We start from the raw sequence: 16,926 nt of genomic DNA, 5'->3' as shown, positions 1-16,926 counted from the left end.
TGCGAGGGAGGGCGTCATGGCGACTGCGGGAACGGCGATCGACGAAATCAGGATCGAAGGTTCCTCGGAGGGGCTGGATGATCTCGTTCGCGATCTCAACGATGTCACGAACGCGCAAGACGACCTGGGGCGCAGCACCCGCGAGACCGAAAACATCACGGATCGCTCGACGCGCACGATCGCCGCCGCCGCGAAGGCCAATGAGCGGTTGGCGCGCACGCTCGATGACGGCTATCGACGGACGCAGGATTATTCGCGCGGCGTGTCCATCCTCAATCGCGGGCTCGAACAGGGCGTGATCGATGCCCAGACCTATGCGCACCGTATGGAGTTGCTGGGACAGCGCTTCGGCGTGACGAACGACAATGCCCGAAACGCCGGCAACCAGGTGCGCCTGACGGGCGGTCAGGTCCAGAACCTCGGCTATCAGCTCAATGACGTGACGACGATGCTCGCCAGCGGATCGTCTCCGTTTCAGGTGATGGCGACGCAGGCGGGGCAGGTGCTCCAGGCGCTCGGCGACGGGCCGGGCGGTGTTCGTGGATCGCTCGCCGCGATCGGCTCGGCTGTCATGGGTTTCATGCGCGGGCTTGGGCCGGCGGGCTTGGCGCTCGGCGGTGTCGCCGTGGCGGCGACGGCCTTCGCGCTCGTGATCAAGCGTGACGTGAAGCCGATCGAAGACGTGATCAAGCGGCAGGAAGAGGCTGTTCGCAAGCTGCGGGACGCCTATGGTGTCGCGGGGGATGCGGCCGAGGATTATGCTCGGCGCTCGCCGCAGGCCGTTCGGATGAGTGCGAACGACAATTATAAGGAAGACTTGGAGCGCGTTCGGAAAGAGGCCAGCCAGAAGATGTATAGCATCTTCGGCGGCCCGAGCCTCAGATACCGTGTGGTTCAAGAGCAATTCGAAGGAATTCGAAAGGCCGTCAGGGCGTTCAACGCCGAAGCGAAAGATGGCATTCCGCCATTCGCAAAGCTTGAGGCCGATCTAGCTCAATTCGAAACGGGTGGCGCAACAAAAGAGGCTCAGGCCCTGTCGAAGGCCATTCGGGAATGGACGCAAACCTATATCCCGTTGGAAGAAAAGCTCCGGGGCGTCAACGACCTCATGAGTGACAGTGCCGTCCGCGCGATGGAGATGAAGAAAGCTTACGGGACGGCCATGACGGGCCTTCTCGGGATGGTGCCGGATCTCCGAACGCAGGCCGAGCGGATCAATGATCTTTTCGCGGACGCCTCCAAGAGCGGGCAAGCTGCCGGCGACGAGATGGTAGCGCTCTATCAGAAACAGCGCGCGATGCAGCCGATCACGGACACGGCCAACGCTGCGGTTCGCGAAGAGCAAGCCAAGCGCGCGGCGATCGGGCTCGGCGAAGAGGCGACAGCCATTGCCGAGGTCGTCGCCAAGTATGACGGGCTGCGGGCGAGCGTCAAAGGCAATGCCGACGCCATCGCGGCCTATGATAAGGCGCAACAGGAAGCGATTGCCGGCGTCAAAGATCAGTCGGCGTTCAAGACGGCGGAAGAGGCCGCCAAGAAAGCCGATGAGGCGGCGAAAAAGGCGCAAGCGCAAGCCAAGGCCGCGCTGGATGCCACGCGCGCGCGCCTTGCCGGGATGGACGCCACGGTGCGCGGTCTCCAGACCGAAGCCGAAACCCTCGGCATGTCGGAAGGGGCGGCGGCGGGCTATCGCTTCCAAGTCGAAGCCTTGGCGGCGGCCAAGGCAGCGGCGGGCGCTCAAGGCGTCGTGTCGGACGAAGAGCTGCGCAAGATTGGCGAGGTGAGCGCGGCGATCGCGCGCATGACCGACAATCTGGCGGCTCGGCGCGAGGCGGATGCGGCGATCGGCCAATTCTTCCCGCTGGAAAAGGCCGCGCAGGAGGCCGAGCGGCTGCAAGCCATGGTGTCGAACACGGCCAACGGCTTGAGCGATCTCCAGCGCACGGCCTTGCAGCTCCAGATCGACAAGGGTTTCGTGGATGCGCAGGAGGCCGCCGAGCGGCTTCGCACGGGCGGCAAGGCGGCGGCGAAGGAAATCGGCCAAGCTTTTATCGAGAATGTCGGCGACGTGTTCGCGGACATCTTTTCCTCGGCTACGCGGGACGGCGAAAGCTTCTTCGCGTCGGTGATGCGCGGGTTCGCGGGGATCGGCTCGCAGCTCGCTTCGGCCGGAGCCAAAAATCTGTTCGGTTCGCTCTTCGGCCTGCCGCAGGACAAGGCGGCGGCCGGGATCGGGCCTGTCGGCTCTGCGCCCGTCGTCTCCGGTGGTGGGGTTCGCGTCGGTGCTGTCACGTCAGCCCCGCTCGCCGCCTTGAACGACAATCTCGCCAAGACCTCGCGATCGGCGCTCGACGTCGCTCGGCAGTTCCAAGGGCTCAACGAGCGCGCCGATAGCAAGGTGCTGGACGGCTTCATGCGGGCGTCCGGCAACTGGAGCGGGCTGTCAGCCAAGGACACGGCATGGTGCGCCGCGTTTGCCAATGCGGCGATCGTCCAGGCAGGCGGCAAGGGCACGGGCTCCAACGCCGCCTCGTCCTTCATGGGCTGGGGCACGGCGACAACGCAGCCCAAGGTCGGCGACATCGTGGTGTTGCGTCCGCAGTCTCGCGGCGCGACCGGGCATGTCGGTTTCGTCGCCGGGTTCGGCGACGGGACGGTCCAGATTTTCGGCGGCAACCAAAGCAATTCCGCGAAGGTCTCGACCTACTCGACGCGGGAAGTGGTCGGCTATCGCACCGGCACCGGAACGCAGTCGCAGGGCTCGGTGGTCCTCTCCAAGGCCGAGCAACAGCGGATTGTCGAGCAAGGTACGTCGCGCGGCATCCAGCAAGCCGCGCAACAGATGGCTCCGGGTTTTCATTACCAGAACGCCCAAGGCCAGACCGTCAACCATGTCGGGGTCACGCGCGGGCAACAGCTCATGGGTGGGCTCGGCGCGGGGCTCGGCATCTTCTCCTCGGGCTATCAGGGGGCCGATCCGCTCCTAGGCGGCGTCTCCGGAGCACTTGGCGGCTTCCAGGCAGCTTCCGCGCTGGGGGTGGCCGGGCCGATCGGCGCAATTGCCGGCGCGGCTCTCGGCCTTCTGGGTGGCGCTCTCGGCAAGCGCAAGCAACGGGAGGAAGCGCATCGCCAAGCTGCCGCGAAGTGGGAGGAAATGCTCCCGCAATACCGCGAATATCAGAAGCGCATGAAGGATGGCGTCGGGCCGAATAGCGGCCTGCGTGACGCCTTTGCCGCCGACGATCAGGCCCTCGACAGCTTCATGAAGGTGGGCGGCGCGGCGTGGAAATTCGGCAAGGGCAACTCCTCGGCCGAGTTCTGGCAAACCGGCCTCGACCGCTACTCCTACCAGGAGCGGACCAAGGCGGCCTTCCGCGACAGTTTCGGATCGACCGAAAGCAGCTTGCTTTCGGGGCAGGGTCTGGAAGGCCCTTGGGTTAAGTCGCGGGATGCGATCCGCGAGGCGGCCAAGGCCATGCTCACCTTCGCCGATGACGCCAAGGTGTCGTTCGGGGAAGGATCGGCCGAGGTCGAGCGGGCGAGGGCGGCAGGCGTAACGCAACTGCGCTCCGTCCTGCGGGGCGCGGATCAACTGACCAGCATCGGGGCCGGTCTCCAGTCGCTGGAAGGGGGGGCGTCCGCTCTTCGCACGGAGCTGGTCAAGCTCGGTCTGACCAGCGAGGAGGTCGCCCGCGTGGTGGCGGACGATCTCACTGTAGCCATGGGTAAGATGCGATCCGACTTCGAACGGGGGATTGCCGATCAGGTTGCAGACCTCGACGGCAAGAGCTACCTGACGAAGGTCCGCGATCTCATCGAAACCTTCCGCGCGACGCAGGAGGATGCGGCCCGTCTTGGGGCCGACACGTCGCTGTTGCCGACCCTGTTCCAGAAACAGGCGCAGGCGATCGTGGACGGAGCCGATCTCTCGGCCGACGCGCTCGGCGAGCTGGTCAAGGTCTTCCCTCAGCTCTCGGGCGTGGTGCGGACCTCCACGACGCAGCTTGAAAACGCGGTAGCGACGGCGCAAGGCAACCTGCGCACGGCGTTCGATCGGGTGTCGTCCTTCGTGGACAGCATCCGATCCTTTCGAGACAGCATCCGCCTCGACAGCAATCTCTCGACGCTGGGTCCGCAAGAGCGGTTGCTGGAGGTGCAGACCAAGTTTCGGGAGACGTCCGAGCGGGCGGCCAAGGGTGATGCCGAGGCGCAGGCCAAGCTGATCGAGCTGGGCCGGAACTACCTTGATGAGTCCAAGAGCTACAACGCTTCATCCGAGGCGTACTATGCGGACTTTTCAGAGGTCCAGGCGGTGCTGGGCCGAACGGAGACGGCGGCGATGTCCGAGCTGGAGATGGCCAAGTCTCAGTACGGCGCGTTGCTGGCGATCGACAATTCCGTCAAGTCGGTCACGGAAGCCGTCGCCGCGCTCAATGCCGCTCAAGCGGCTCGGGACGCGGCACAGGTGATCTCGCTCCAGCAATACGTCCAGGCTCTCAACCCAACTGTCGCCCTGCCGGCGGCGGCACAGCCTGCGCCGACGCCGGCCATCGTCTCGACGCCTGCACCGGCCCCGGCCGCCAGCGCGCCGGCCATGGAGTATCGCAACGGCCTCGCCGGACGAACCTTCAGCTTCAACGGCGCGTCGGTGTGGTTGAAGCAGGGCGGCACGTTCGAGGAAGCGTTCAACGCGTGGAGCCAAGAGTATGGCTACTATAACGCGGGGATCGCGCCTCACTTCATGACCGCCTGGAAACAGGCGGGCTTTGCGCGCGGCGGCTACACCGGGGCGGGCGGGGTCTATGATCCTGCCGGCATCGTCCATCGCGGCGAAGTCGTCTGGTCTCAATCCGACATCTCCCGGTGGGGCGGCGTCAGGGTGGTGGAAGCCCTGCGCACCGCACCAACGCCCGCCATGCCGGTGCTTCCGACAGGTTCGGGCTCGGACGATGGCGAGATCGTCGCCGAGCTGCGCGCCATGCGTGAGGCTCTGCGGCGGATCGCCGGCACGGACGACGTGCGCAAGCTGGCCGAGACGATCGTCGCCTCGGACGACGAAACACGCTCCACGATCGGCGAGACTTCGGAGGCCGAGCGCCGCCGGGGTGCCAGCTCCGACCGACTGGCGGCAAGACGCGCCACTATAGCGGCCTGACCGTTCCCGCCTCACGATACACGACTTGCGGCCTCGCCCCTGCGGCGGGGCCTTTTCTTTGCCCTGACGGAGCCGCGCCATGTCCGCGATGACGAACTATCTCGAAAAGAAGCTGCTGGATCACGTCATCGGAAAGACGGCGTATCCCATGCCGAACCCGGTTTATCTGGCGCTGTTCACGGCCGATCCGGGGGAGGCTGGAAGTCTGACGGCCGAAGTCTCTGCCGGCGGCTATGCCCGACAGGCCATCACGGACAAGCTGTCTCAAGCGGACGCCAGCGCCGGCACTACGTCCAATACTGGAGCCGTCACGTTCGGCCCTGCTTCGGCCGATTGGGGCACCATCACCCATGTCGGGGTCATGGATGCAGCGAACGGCGGCAATATGCTGCTCTATGGCGCGCTCGCCGTCTCCAAGGTCATCAACTCCGGCGACAGCCTCCAATACGCGGTCGGGCAGCTCACCATCACCTTCGCTTGAGGTAGGCCATGCTCGGGCTGGCTCCGCTTTCCACGGTCGCGCTCTCGGCCGCGCCACTCGCCGGGGCTGCCGAGTTGCAGGCAAGGGTGCAGGTGGCCGCTGCCGCCTCGTACCGCGTCAACATCTCGGCCAGCCTGACGGCGGGCGCAACGATCAGCGCGCGGGCGGGTCGGCTCCAGCCAACGCAAGCCAGCCTCACGACGCGGGCGGCGCTGGCTGCCGATGCCGATGCCACCTACGCCATTTCGGTCGCGCTCGTCGCCGGCAGCGCCATGGCAGTCGGTGCGCCGGCGGCGATCCGGCGAAGTCCAGCCATCATGACCGCCGTAGCGCTGCTCGATGTCGCCCCTCGCACCTCGTTCGAAGACCTGATTGCCGGCAACGGCCGACGCCGGGTCTATGCGGTCGAGATCGATCCGGTGTTGCTCCTGCCCTATGAGGATGCCGCTTGATGTTGGGGATCGCGCCGATCGGCTCCCTGCCGCTGTCCACCCTGCCGGAGCCTTCCGCGCGGCTGGAAGGTCGGGCGGCTTTTACGCCGGGCTACAAGGCTGTTTCGGCGGCCTTGATCGGTTCGGCGAGACTTGTGGTCAATGCCGATAACCGCCTTTTCGCGGCCACGGAGGATTTCATCAGCCGGACTTCGGATCGCATCCCGTCGCGCCTGTTCGCCGGCACGGTGCGTCAGGCCCTACGCTTCACCCGCTCCCTGCTCGGGGGCGGCGCCTTCTCGGCCTATACGGTGGGGCTCGGCGAGATGATCCTGAACAATGCCAGCGGCGAATATGACCACCTGATCGGCACCCATGCCGTAGACGGGCGGCGCGTGACGGTGAAGCTCGGCGGGGCGGGGGATGCCTATGACAGCTTCGGCGTGATCTTCGACGGCCAGTCCACCGGCTGGCACGTGGACGACGCAGAGCTGATCGTGGACCTTCGCGACTTCGGCTACCAGATGGAGGTGCCGGCGAGCCCGAACACCTATGCCGGCACGGGTGGGGTAGAGGGGGGCACCGATCTCAAGGGCAAGCGCAAGCCGCTGGCTCTCGGGACGGTGTCGAATGTCACCCCGGCCGACCTGACGGCGACGACCAGCCTTGTCTTCCAGGTGCATGACGGGCCGGTGGCAGCCATCCCGGCCGTCTATGTCCGCGCCGCCAAGCTGGCGCTGGATGCAGACTATCCGACGCTCGCCGCGCTCCTGGCGGCGGCGATCCCGCAAGGGCGCTATGCGACCTGCCTCGCGCTCGGTCTGTTCCGGCTGCGCTTTCTGCTGGATGACGACCGGGGCATGGTCACGGCTGACGTACTCGGGGCGGCCCCGCGCGGTGCGCATCTCTCGCACACGGCTGAGATCGTGCGTCACCTTGCCGAGGCGACGGCCAAGGTCTCCCGCATCAACGCGGCGAGCTTTGCCCGTGTGGCGGCGCTCCAGCCAGCTCCGGTCGGTCTCTATGTCGAGCCCGGCAGCGAGGTCACGGTCGCCGAACTCTGCGCGCGTCTCATGCGCGGGATCGGCGGCTGGGTCGGGTTCCGGCGCGCGGGCGATCTGGAGGTTGGCATCCTCACCGCACCAAGCGGCGATCCGAAGGCGTCCTTTGGCGATGTGGAGATCATCCGCATCAACCGCGAGACCTTGCCCGACGCTATCGATCCGCCCGCCTGGCGCTATCGTATCGGCTACGCCCTGAACTGGACGGTGCAGGACGGCGACCGTCTGGCGGACGGCATTACGGACGAGCGCCGCGCCTGGCTGCGCGAGGCATGGCGCATCGCCGAGGCGTCGAGCGATCGGGTCAAGGTCAACCACCCGTTGGCGCAAGACCCGCCGATGGCGGAAGCCTATTTCCGCGATGAGGCCGACGCACGGGCCGAGGCGCGGCGCTGGCTCAACCTCTACCGTTCGTCCCGTTCGCTCTATCGGGCGACGCTCAAGACGCAGCCTTTCGGCCTCGACCTCGGCGACGTGATCCGCCTGACTTATCCGCGCTGGGACCTCGCGGACGGCAAGGCGCTGCGCATCGTGTCCCTGGACGAAGACACCGAGAACAACGTCGTGGAAGTGGTGGCCTACGGATGAGCGAGTTTCGGGCTTGTATCGCCTATGACAATCGGGCCGACGCAGCGACGACGATCCTTCGGGCCTCGTCGTCCGCGCCGTTCCTGCCGCCCTCGCTTCTGCGCGATCCGCACATCGCACGCAAATGGCGCGGGTTGGGGCAGGCGGCGTCTCTGTTCCTCGACTTCCAGTCGCCGACGCCGATCGACACGGTGGCGCTGGTCGGCTGCTCCATGACGCAGGCCGGCACAATGCGCCTGCGCGGCTCCAACTCCGATAGCGAGGGCGGTGCGGCGGTCTTCGACCTGACTGTCACGGGTTGCTGCGATCCGGTCTACGGCTACCAGATGGCGCTTCTGCCCGAGCCCATCAGCGCTCGATACCTGCGCATCGACCTCTTGCAGCCGGGCGCGGATGGGATCGACGCGGGCCGATTGTTCGTCGGGCCAAGGTGTCGCTTCGTGTCCAACTTCGATTTCAACTGGTCGATGCGCTGGGTGGACCCCAGCGTCAAGACCAAGAGCGCGGGCGGCTCCACCCATGTGGACCCCAAGCGCAAATATCGGATCGCGGACCTGACCTTTGCTGAGCTGACCGAGGATCAACGCTGGAGCTTCGTGGAGGCGATCGACGCGAGCAAGGGCGCGAGCGCCGATGTGCTCACGATCCTCGACCCCACGGCCCCCAATCTCGGGCAGGTGACGATCTGGGGATTTCAGAGCGAGACCACGCCGATCGTGCAAGCGGTTTGGGATCGCTTTTCCAAACAGTACCAGATTGAGGAGAGGCTATAGTGGCCCTGATCATCCGCGACCGCGTGCGGGAGACATCCACGTCTTCCGGGCTCGGCAACATGACGCTGGCCGGCGCGCAACTCGGCTTCAAACGGTTCGGCGGCGTGATGGCTGTCGGCGACACGACCTGGTACACGATCACCGGGCCTGGCGGGTCATGGGAAACCGGCGTCGGCACCTATGTGGCGGCCGACACGCTGGAGCGCACAACGGTCCTCGACAGCTCCAATGGCGACGCCAAGGTCAACTTCGCCGCCGGGACGAAGGACATCTTCCTCGGCGCGCCCGGAAAGATGCTTCTCGATCCTGCTGCGGTCGCGGCATTGTTCGCCAATCGCTACACCAAGGCCGAGGCCGACGCGCGCACGATGAAAGTGCTTCTCGCGAACTACGGTCCCGAACTGCTGCTCAACTCGACCGGCGTTGAACTGACGCTGCCCAACGACTTCGCGTCCTTCGAAATCAGCATCATCGGGTTGGCTGCGAAATCCGGCTCCGGTCTCCTCTTCCTGCGGTATGGAGATGGAGCGGGCTACTATACCGGATCGCAGGAATACGCGATGCAGGTCTACGGTCGGGATACGGTGAACGGTCCTCTCAACGCCTCTGTGATCGACAACAAGCACGGCATCATCGCGCTCGATGGCGTCAACGACAATCATGTTGTGATCCGCTATCACGATGGGTCGGACGGAGGCCGGGCCTCGTTCTTCTCGCAGCAGGTCGGAAAGACAGCGGGGGGTGTAGACACGGGAACGTCTCGCGCGGGCGTTCTCAACGCGATTGGGGTCAAAAAGCTTCTCGGCATCTTCTCAACTGTCCAGCTCGCGCAGTCCGGGCGCATCAAGATCTACGGAGTGCGCTGACATGGCCGACGAACTCTACATCATCCGCGAGGGTGAAAAGGTCGCCATGACGGCCGAGGAAATCGCCGCCTGGAAGGCCGAGGGGCCGCCGGCTCCACTACCGACGATCGTCTACCCCGCCGACCTCTGGCGTCGTGCGACCGATCCCGAGGGTGACGCGATCTATGAGGCGATGCAGCGCCAGTCGCGCCGCATCATCGAACTGTTCCGCGCCGCGCAGACCTACCAGTCGGACGATGAGTTATGGCCGCTCCTGATGGGCGCGGCCACGGAGCTGTTCGGCGCGGATCGGGCGGCCGAGCTGCTGGCGCCCTCGCGCTGATCTGACCGCGCCGCCCGTGAGTCGGGGAATGGTGGCGCGGCCAGATAACGACCACTGACGGGTCGTCTCGGCGACCATCGTTCGCAAGACTTGCGAAGTCCAGCCCGCGCGGCTGATGCGCATCTCACTCACCCAAAATCATAGGAGGCCAGCCATGGCCGTTTCTCGGGCGCGTCAGAGCGCCAATCGTCGTTCGCTGGCCGGCGCGATCGGTGCTGGCGTTCTCCTGCCCGGCGGCGGTAAGCCGCGTCTGGTCAACACCGTCATGGGCGGTCTGATCTGCAACAATGCGCTGCCGACCGCCGGGAGCAAGACGCGCTTCAAGGGGCGGCGCGCCTATCAGTTCGGCCTGATGGCTCCCCCGTCGTTCCAGCCGACCTTTTGCCCGTGGTGGACCAACGGCACCTTTGCGCAGCGTGAGGTGGCCGCCGCGCAGGACATCACGATCAGCAAGGCGGCGGTGGTCTATAACGGCGTGTCGGTGCCCGTGACCTACAATGGTTCGCGCACCTTCGTGATCCCCGCCGGGGTGGCCGAGTTCATGTGCGATCCGATCCTGCCGACCGCCTTCGGCGTGTCGTGGTTTGCGCCGCGCAGCTTCGTTGAATATCGCCACCTGTTCGATCTGGTTTCGGGTCAGAGCGCGCCCTATTGCGACTATTCGACGGATTTCAACCAGTCCTGGCGGGGCGCGCCGAGCGACTTGGGCGATGACGTTGACGCGACCGGCCCGATGACCGTGACCAACACGCCGGACGCGCTCAACATCTTCTTTCCCTCGATGATGCTTGGGCCGGTCTCCGGTGTCTTTGCCTCGCTCGGGCTCATCGGCGACAGCCTCCTGCGGCAGCAAAACGATACGGGTGGCCTTGGCCGCGCAGGCGGTTCGTATTTCAAGCGGGCGGCCTATGCCGAGGGCGTCCCGTTTGTCGCGATGGCGGTGGGCGGCAGGACGGCCGAACAGACCGCCAATTCGCCCAAGTTTATGTCGCTTCTGGAGGCGGGCCGCTTCACGGACGTGCATATCGGTCTGGGGACCAACGAGCTGATCGGCTCTCGCGATCTTTCGCTCATCATGGCGGACAACCGGGCCATCTGGGCTTCGGCGCGCAAGGGCGGGGTGCGGACGATTATTCAGAGCAATATCCAACCGCGCGTGGCGGACAATGCCTATAAATGCACCGATCTCGCCAATCAGGTTCCCGTCGCCGGGTTCGAGGCGGGTGGCCGTCGCGATCAATTCAACGCGGCCTTGGCGGCCGAGCGCGGCGTCAATGGCGGCCCTGACATCATCTTCGATTTCGCAAGCTTCTGTGCCGACGCGTCCAATCCGAGCCTGTGGCGTGTTCCCGCTTTCTTGGGGACGTTGACGGCCGACGTGGCGAGCGGTGCGACAAGCATCCAGACCAGTGCGCCGCCTGTCTATGGCGACAACCTCGTGTTCGAGCCGGGCAATTCGAGCAATGTGGACATCGGCGGGCAGGGCGGCCCGCGCGTGGCGTCCGTTTCTGGATCGGCTGCGCCCTATACGGTGTCGTTCGTGCCGACCACTACGAACCCGTGGAACGGTGCAGCGGATGGTGCGCTGGGAACGCCGGGTAAGGCTCACGTCACTGGCTCGGCCGTCAAAGCGACGATCGGCACGGACGGGACGCACGCGGCGATGTCCGCGCATATGGGTGCGGCTGTCCCGTTGCGGACGATCTACCAAAAGCTGGCGGGCGATGCCTCGGCGCAACGCAACATCATCTCGGGATCGGTACGGACCAAGCTTCCTATCAGCCAAGGGGCAGCGATCGCGTCCGCGCAGAAGTATGTCGCTCGCGTCCGGCACAAGGCCAACAGCTATGTGGACGAACCGTTCTTCGAGTATTTCCACGGCCAGATGATCAGCTCGGGCGGCGTCGGGTTCAACCTCCAGCGCGGTTTCCTGAACTCGGATCGCGTTGTGAATTCGGTTGCTGTGTCGGGCACCACGATGACGCTGACCATGGAAACGACGCGCGGCTATCGGACGGGCGATGTCGTCACGGTGCGCAACAATGGCGCGGACTATGCCAGCGGTGCGATCACCATTGCGAGCGACACGACGGCCACGCTGACGGTTGCCAACGGCACCGCTGCGCCGGGCGGCACGGTGGTCTGCCGCAATCCGTTCTATCGCATCGAACGGCGCGCGGCGTTGGTCACGGGCATTGCCGGCGTGGCGCAAGACCAGTCGGCGGCGGTCCTGACCAAAATGACCTGGTTCGGAATGGTGATGGACTATCCGTTCATGCGGGCGGGTGGCGCGGTCTCTGCGGACGGCTTCACTCTCACGGTCCCAAACGGTTTCGCCTATCGCACCGATCGCGTTGCGGGCTTCCGCCTCGCGGCCGGGCGCTATTACATCCAAGAGGAATATCGCGCCTTCGGGACCGGGGACATCATCCGCCCTACGGGTCTTTACGGGCGCGGGACGGACTTCGGCGAATACGGCCTGGGCCTCCCGACCGATACAGCCAACGATCTGATCTTCGCGAAAAACTGGTCGGGCGCGGGGACGGCGGCTCTCACCGCTGCGGCCTCGGGTCCGTGCGCCGTTCTCGGGACCGGGCCGGAGGGTGTCAAATGCGTCCTGGTGGATGGCGACAGCAATATCTGCGAAGCGGCTCTCAGCTCGCGAACCAACGGTGTCGATACGGGCGACGATGACGACTGTCTCGGGCCGGTCAAGCGCGCGCTCAACATGAAGGGCTATTCCTTCATCGACGTGTCGCTTTCGGGGAGCAACATCGGAAATCAGTTCGCGGGTTATGACGCGGGGCCGAGCGCTTTGCGTCGGGTCTTCCGTCAGTATTGCGATGGCGTGATCACCAATCACGCCGGCAACGATCGGCGCTCGGGCATCACGTTTGAAAATGTCGGTGCTGCGCCGGGCTCGTTGAACGACGCAAGCGGCAACGGCCTGCGTATCCTCACGTCGTGGCACAACAGCGATCTGCGGGCGACCCTGCGTGGCCCTAAGCGGATCGTTCGCACCACGCTCCTGCCGGCGACGACCTCGACCGATGGTTATGCGACCACGGCCAACCAAACCGGCAAGAACGACGACGCGGTGTGGGTGTCCGATTACGCCACCAGCGCCAACGGCGATCAGTTCAAGCTGGCCGATCTCATCATGCGGCGCGGGGCCTATGCCACGTTGCCTTATGGTGGGGCCGGCGAGTGCGATGCGGGTTGGGATATGTATGCTGCCTCGGGTCATACGGCCGATGGCAAGTTCGCGCCCAACAGCACGAACGACGGCACTCACCAGTTCGTCGCCAACATCGTCGCAGCGGCCAACGATCTCGCGCCCCGACTGCCTGCGCTTCTCGGCTTCGCGGCCTGATCTGCCCGCCTATCCCTTCTGACTTTGCCCGGCCATAGCGCCGGGCTTTTTTGTTTTCGGAGATCCTATGAGCATTCCCAAATCGTGGCTTCCGGCCGCGACGATGGCGCGCGTCATCCTGCATTGGACGGGCGGGGCGCATGTGGCGTCTACCCTCGACCGCCAGCACTATCACCTGATCGTCGAGGGTGACGGCAACCTCGTGCGCGGCGATCTGCCGATCTCGGCCAACCAGGCGCCGATCCGGGGCAACTATGCCGCTCATACGCTCGGCTGCAACTCGGGCTCGATCGGCCTCTCGCTGTGCTCCATGGCGGGGGCGACGGAAAGCCCGTTCAATCCCGGCAAACAGCCGACCACGGCCGAGCAATGGCGAGCCGGTGTCGAGATCATCGCGGAGCTGTGCCGGACCTACTCCATCCCGGTCACGTCCGAAACCGTGCTGACCCATGCCGAGGTTCAAGGCAATCTCGGGATCAAGCAGCGCGGCAAATGGGACATCGCGCGGTTGGTCTTCGATCCGTCCGTGTTCGGCGCTCGCGTCGTGGGGGATCGGCTCCGGCGCGAGGTGCAAGCCGTGCTGGACGGCAAGTGCACGGTGCCGGCGGTATCCGAGCCTGCGGGCAAGCCGGACGCGCCAGCGGCCAAGGATATGGAGTTGGCGGCCACTGTGACCGCGCCGCGCCTCAATCTGCGCAGCGCCATGGGCGGCGACATCATCGGATCGCTGCCGCGCGGGACGCGGGTGGCCGTGCTCGATCACGATTGCGGCTGGAGCCAAGTGCGGACGCCCGCTGGCTATCTCGGCTGGGTCGCCTCCCAATACCTCACCCTCGACGCCTGAAAGGACACGTCATGCCTCTGTCCACTGTCACCAGCCGGCGCTTCGCTGCCGAAGACCTGGTTGCCTCGCCGATCGCCGCTATCCTCATGGACGCGGCCAAGAACCCCGGCATCTCTCTCGAAAGCAAGGATGTCTCCCGCGTCGCTGCCGGCGTCGTGGAAGCCGTCGCGCCGATCGTCGTCCATGCGACCAACAATGAGCCCTGGTATCAGAGCCGCGTCACCTGGGGCGTGATCGTGGCCGGCGTCTGCACGATCGCCAAACCGCTGATCGGCGAGCTGCCCGTCACGGCCGAGCAAACGGCCGACATCGTTTCGGCGCTCACGACGGCGGGCCAAGCGATCGGCTTCGGTCTGACGCTCTACGGACGGTGGCGCGCGAGGCGGCCAATCGGGAGCTGATCCATGGTGATCGTCGTCCAGCTCGCCCGCCATTTCAGCGTTCGTCGCTTCGAATGGTTCATGGCCCTCGCGCTTCTCTGGATCGGCTGGGCGCTCTACCAGCCCGCCGACACGTTCGCGCGCTCGCCCTCCTATGACATCATGGCCCGATGGGCGAGCGAAGAGACTTGGGCTTATCTCCTGATGGGAACCGGGTTCGTTCGCATCGTGGTCCTGGTCATCAACGGCGTGGTGCTGCGGCGCTGTGCCGAGATCAGGGCGGCGCTCGGGGTCTGGTCCTTCTCGATCGCTATGATGATGGCGATCGGCTTCCATTCCGCGCCGGTCGAAGGGTCGGTTATCGCCTACCTCCTGACGCTCATGGCTCTGTTCGAGCTGTCCAACGTCTGGACCGCCTTTCTTGATGCTCATGATCGCAGGATGGCCCGCCAACATGCCCACGATACCCGCTGACGCTCCATCCTGGGTGCCTGTAGCGTTCTGGATCGCCTTCGCGGTCTTCGCTGGCTTGTTCGGCGCGCTGACACCGCGTCTGCGCGCTTTGGTCGGTAGGTTGCCGGCGACACCGCCCGACCCGGCGTTGCGCGTGATCGGCGCGGCGATCGGCGGTGGGCTCGACGCAACCAAGATCGCGGCCGAGCTGGAGCGGATTGCTGACGCGGCCGAGGTGATTGCCGAGGCCGCCAAATCCCTTGCCAAAAGCGAAGAGCAGGGGACCGCGCGATTGCTCGAAAGCCTGAGCGAACAAGTCGCGCGCCTCGCTCTGCGCCCATAGGAAAGCCCCGCTCTCGGCCAGCCAGCCGGGAGCGGGGCTTTTTGCGTTTCGGGGGTCTGGTCATCAGGCGCGTTTAAGGCTTGGCGAGCATATTACCGGGATGGAACGCACCATCACCATTCTTCGACGCTATGCGGACTGGATACGGGCGATTGGGCGCACGGATCGGCGTAACGAGCTGGATGCTGCTCGCGAGCATGTCGAGCGACTGGTGGCGAGGGTGGTTGCCCTTCGGGGTGCGCGTCGCCCGCTTGCGGATCGCGCCGCCCATGCGGCTTGGGTGGCCGCGTCCAAGGGGCAGTCGCCCGACGAAATTGCCTCGGCCGTGCGCAAATCCTTGGAAGCCGACTGACGGTCGCACTTGCCAAATCAACCGGCCCGTTCTCTATCCGTTCTTATGCCGCGCCGGGACAACATCGGACTGACCCTCAAGCAGACCCACGATCTGGGAATGCTGATCCGTGTCCGCTGCAACATGTGCCGGCGGACACGCCACTACCATTCGGCGGACATGATGATGCTCCTCGGCAATATCGAGGTCGATAGCATGATGGGCCGCCTCAAGTGTGAGGGCTGCGGGTTCAAGGATGCAACGGAGGTCTACGCGGTCGATCCTCCAGCATCCGAGCGACAGAGCCTCAGAGTGCGGACGTTGACCGCGATCAAGATCATTCGGCGGCCGGTCTGGCGGGAGGATTGACGCAGGCTGCTATGACGGTTCCGGGGGTGGCTTCGGCATCCATTTCCAGCCTTCGTATCGATCGCCAACGTTGCGAAGATGCGTGTAGCGCTTGAGGCTGATCCATGAACGATGCCCCGAGACCGCTGCAACGTGCGGGATATTGAGGCCCATCTCGAACAGGCGCGAAATCCCCTCATGTCTGAGATCGTGGAAGTGCAAATCCTCGATCCCCAGAATCTTCCCGGCGCGCGTGAAGTTCGCACTGGTCGCGTCCGTCGAGTAGGGGAAGATTTCTTCGCGCTTCCTCGGCATGGATTGGATGACATGCAAGGCTGGAGCTGGAAGGTCTACCCACGAGTCGTTCCCGAGTTTTTCGCCCGGATGCTTCATATCGCGGACCAGGATGCGGGAGTGCTTCACGTCAAGATCGTCCCATCGGATGCGGATGATCTCTTCTTGCCGGCGCGTCGAGAACAGCGCGAACAGCACCACCTGCGCCATCGGCATGTACTGCGGCACCCGTTTTTTCCGATCGGTGAAATGGTCTAGCAGCTTGTCCAGTTCGTCCAGCGTCGGCCGCCGATCGCGCTGCTTGCTCCTGCTGATGACGCCGAGCCGTTTGCAGACGGTGAAGGCGTCCTTCATCGCGCCGTCGTCCAGCGGATAGCCCCAAGCGGGCCGGGCGATAGCAAAGATCGTCGCGAGGTGGCTGGCGTAGCTGCCGACGGTCTGGGGTTGTGCCTCGATGCTTTGCAGGTATTCCACGATGTGGCGCGCCTCGATGCGATCGCAGGGCATGGCGGCGAGGTCCGACCGTGTGATGGTTCGCAGCACCTGCGTCTTCGTCTTGCCGAGTGCACGGGTGCTTTCTTCGATGTATTGCGCGATGATCTTCGCCAGCGTCACGTCGCTGCCGCGCGCTTGCTCCAGCGCGCCCGGCGCTTCCAGTTCCTTCTCCCGCTTCCGAAGCCAAGCTGCCGCCGCTGGCCTGCGATCAAACGTTTGTGCTTCCGAGTGGACCGTTTGCCCCTCTCGCTGGATGCGGATTTGCGCGGTATAAGCCATCTCGCCATTGGCCCGCTTGCGCGCCCTGATCGTTCCCACTTGGTACACGCCCATCCCGTTGGTACGCCGTACCAATATCAGCCTTCAAACGGGCGCAAAAGAGCGGTAA

15 protein-coding genes are annotated in these 16,926 nt (G+C 65.1%); 14 read left to right on the top strand and 1 reads right to left on the bottom strand.

From position 1 onward, the window contains the following. Positions 1-16: 16 nt before the first annotated feature. The 14 genes from NS365_RS04130 to NS365_RS04065 all read left to right on the top strand — a co-directional run bounded on the left by NS365_RS04130 (position 17) and on the right by NS365_RS04065 (position 15,770). On the top strand, positions 17-5,155 hold the full coding sequence (locus tag NS365_RS04130; RefSeq protein ID WP_058599011.1) for a TIGR02594 family protein: 5,139 nt from the start codon (positions 17-19) through the stop codon (positions 5,153-5,155). A 79-nt stretch (positions 5,156-5,234) separates the two neighbouring features. After that, on the top strand, positions 5,235-5,636 hold the full coding sequence (locus tag NS365_RS04125; protein WP_058599010.1) for a phage tail fiber protein: 402 nt from the start codon (positions 5,235-5,237) through the stop codon (positions 5,634-5,636). Between the two features lie 8 nt (positions 5,637-5,644). Further along, positions 5,645-6,088 carry a hypothetical protein gene (locus NS365_RS04120; RefSeq protein WP_058599009.1) on the top strand — a complete coding sequence of 148 codons (444 nt, stop codon included), beginning with the start codon at positions 5,645-5,647 and terminating at the stop codon, positions 6,086-6,088. Further along, the gene (locus NS365_RS04115; RefSeq protein WP_193753383.1) at positions 6,085-7,716 is read left to right on the top strand and encodes a hypothetical protein; all 1,632 of its coding nucleotides are present in this window, start codon (positions 6,085-6,087) and stop codon (positions 7,714-7,716) included. The genes NS365_RS04120 and NS365_RS04115 overlap by 4 nt, the downstream gene beginning before the upstream one ends. Continuing rightward, positions 7,713-8,489: a hypothetical protein gene (locus NS365_RS04110; RefSeq protein ID WP_058599007.1), complete on the top strand. Its 777-nt coding sequence runs from the start codon at positions 7,713-7,715 to the stop codon at positions 8,487-8,489. Before NS365_RS04115 ends, NS365_RS04110 begins: the two co-directional genes overlap by 4 nt. Continuing rightward, positions 8,489-9,355 (top strand): hypothetical protein, encoded by an 867-nt coding sequence (locus tag NS365_RS04105; RefSeq protein WP_058599006.1) that lies wholly within the window; start codon positions 8,489-8,491, stop codon positions 9,353-9,355. Before NS365_RS04110 ends, NS365_RS04105 begins: the two co-directional genes overlap by 1 nt. A gap of 1 nt (position 9,356) precedes the next feature. Continuing rightward, complete coding sequence (locus NS365_RS04100; RefSeq protein WP_058599005.1) at positions 9,357-9,677, top strand: hypothetical protein; 321 nt, start codon at positions 9,357-9,359, stop codon at positions 9,675-9,677. Between the two features lie 154 nt (positions 9,678-9,831). Then, positions 9,832-13,050 carry a hypothetical protein gene (locus NS365_RS04095; protein ID WP_058599004.1) on the top strand — a complete coding sequence of 1,073 codons (3,219 nt, stop codon included), beginning with the start codon at positions 9,832-9,834 and terminating at the stop codon, positions 13,048-13,050. Between the two features lie 67 nt (positions 13,051-13,117). After that, a complete protein-coding gene (locus NS365_RS04090) occupies positions 13,118-13,894 on the top strand; it encodes an SH3 domain-containing protein (RefSeq protein ID WP_082684405.1) in 777 nt (258 codons plus the stop codon). An 11-nt stretch (positions 13,895-13,905) separates the two neighbouring features. Then, positions 13,906-14,295, top strand: coding sequence for a hypothetical protein (locus NS365_RS04085; protein ID WP_058599003.1), 390 nt, complete (start codon positions 13,906-13,908; stop codon positions 14,293-14,295). Between the two features lie 3 nt (positions 14,296-14,298). Beyond that, complete coding sequence (locus tag NS365_RS04080; RefSeq protein ID WP_058599002.1) at positions 14,299-14,748, top strand: hypothetical protein; 450 nt, start codon at positions 14,299-14,301, stop codon at positions 14,746-14,748. Then, complete coding sequence (locus tag NS365_RS04075; RefSeq protein WP_153003642.1) at positions 14,729-15,070, top strand: hypothetical protein; 342 nt, start codon at positions 14,729-14,731, stop codon at positions 15,068-15,070. The genes NS365_RS04080 and NS365_RS04075 overlap by 20 nt, the downstream gene beginning before the upstream one ends. Before the next feature lie 100 nt (positions 15,071-15,170). Continuing rightward, positions 15,171-15,422 carry a hypothetical protein gene (locus tag NS365_RS04070; protein WP_058599000.1) on the top strand — a complete coding sequence of 84 codons (252 nt, stop codon included), beginning with the start codon at positions 15,171-15,173 and terminating at the stop codon, positions 15,420-15,422. Positions 15,423-15,521: 99 nt separating this feature from the next. Continuing rightward, on the top strand, positions 15,522-15,770 hold the full coding sequence (locus tag NS365_RS04065; RefSeq protein ID WP_153003641.1) for a hypothetical protein: 249 nt from the start codon (positions 15,522-15,524) through the stop codon (positions 15,768-15,770). Positions 15,771-15,779: 9 nt separating this feature from the next. On the opposite strand, the gene NS365_RS04060 is transcribed toward NS365_RS04065, so the two are convergent. After that, on the bottom strand, positions 15,780-16,856 hold the full coding sequence (locus NS365_RS04060; RefSeq protein ID WP_058599034.1) for a site-specific integrase: 1,077 nt from the start codon (positions 16,854-16,856) through the stop codon (positions 15,780-15,782). Between the last annotated feature and the right edge of the window lie 70 nt (positions 16,857-16,926).

This window comes from Aureimonas ureilytica (assembly GCF_001475935.1).
GTDB lineage: Bacteria > Pseudomonadota > Alphaproteobacteria > Rhizobiales > Rhizobiaceae > Aureimonas > Aureimonas ureilytica_A.
This window is presented reverse-complemented; position numbering and strand designations above follow the sequence as displayed.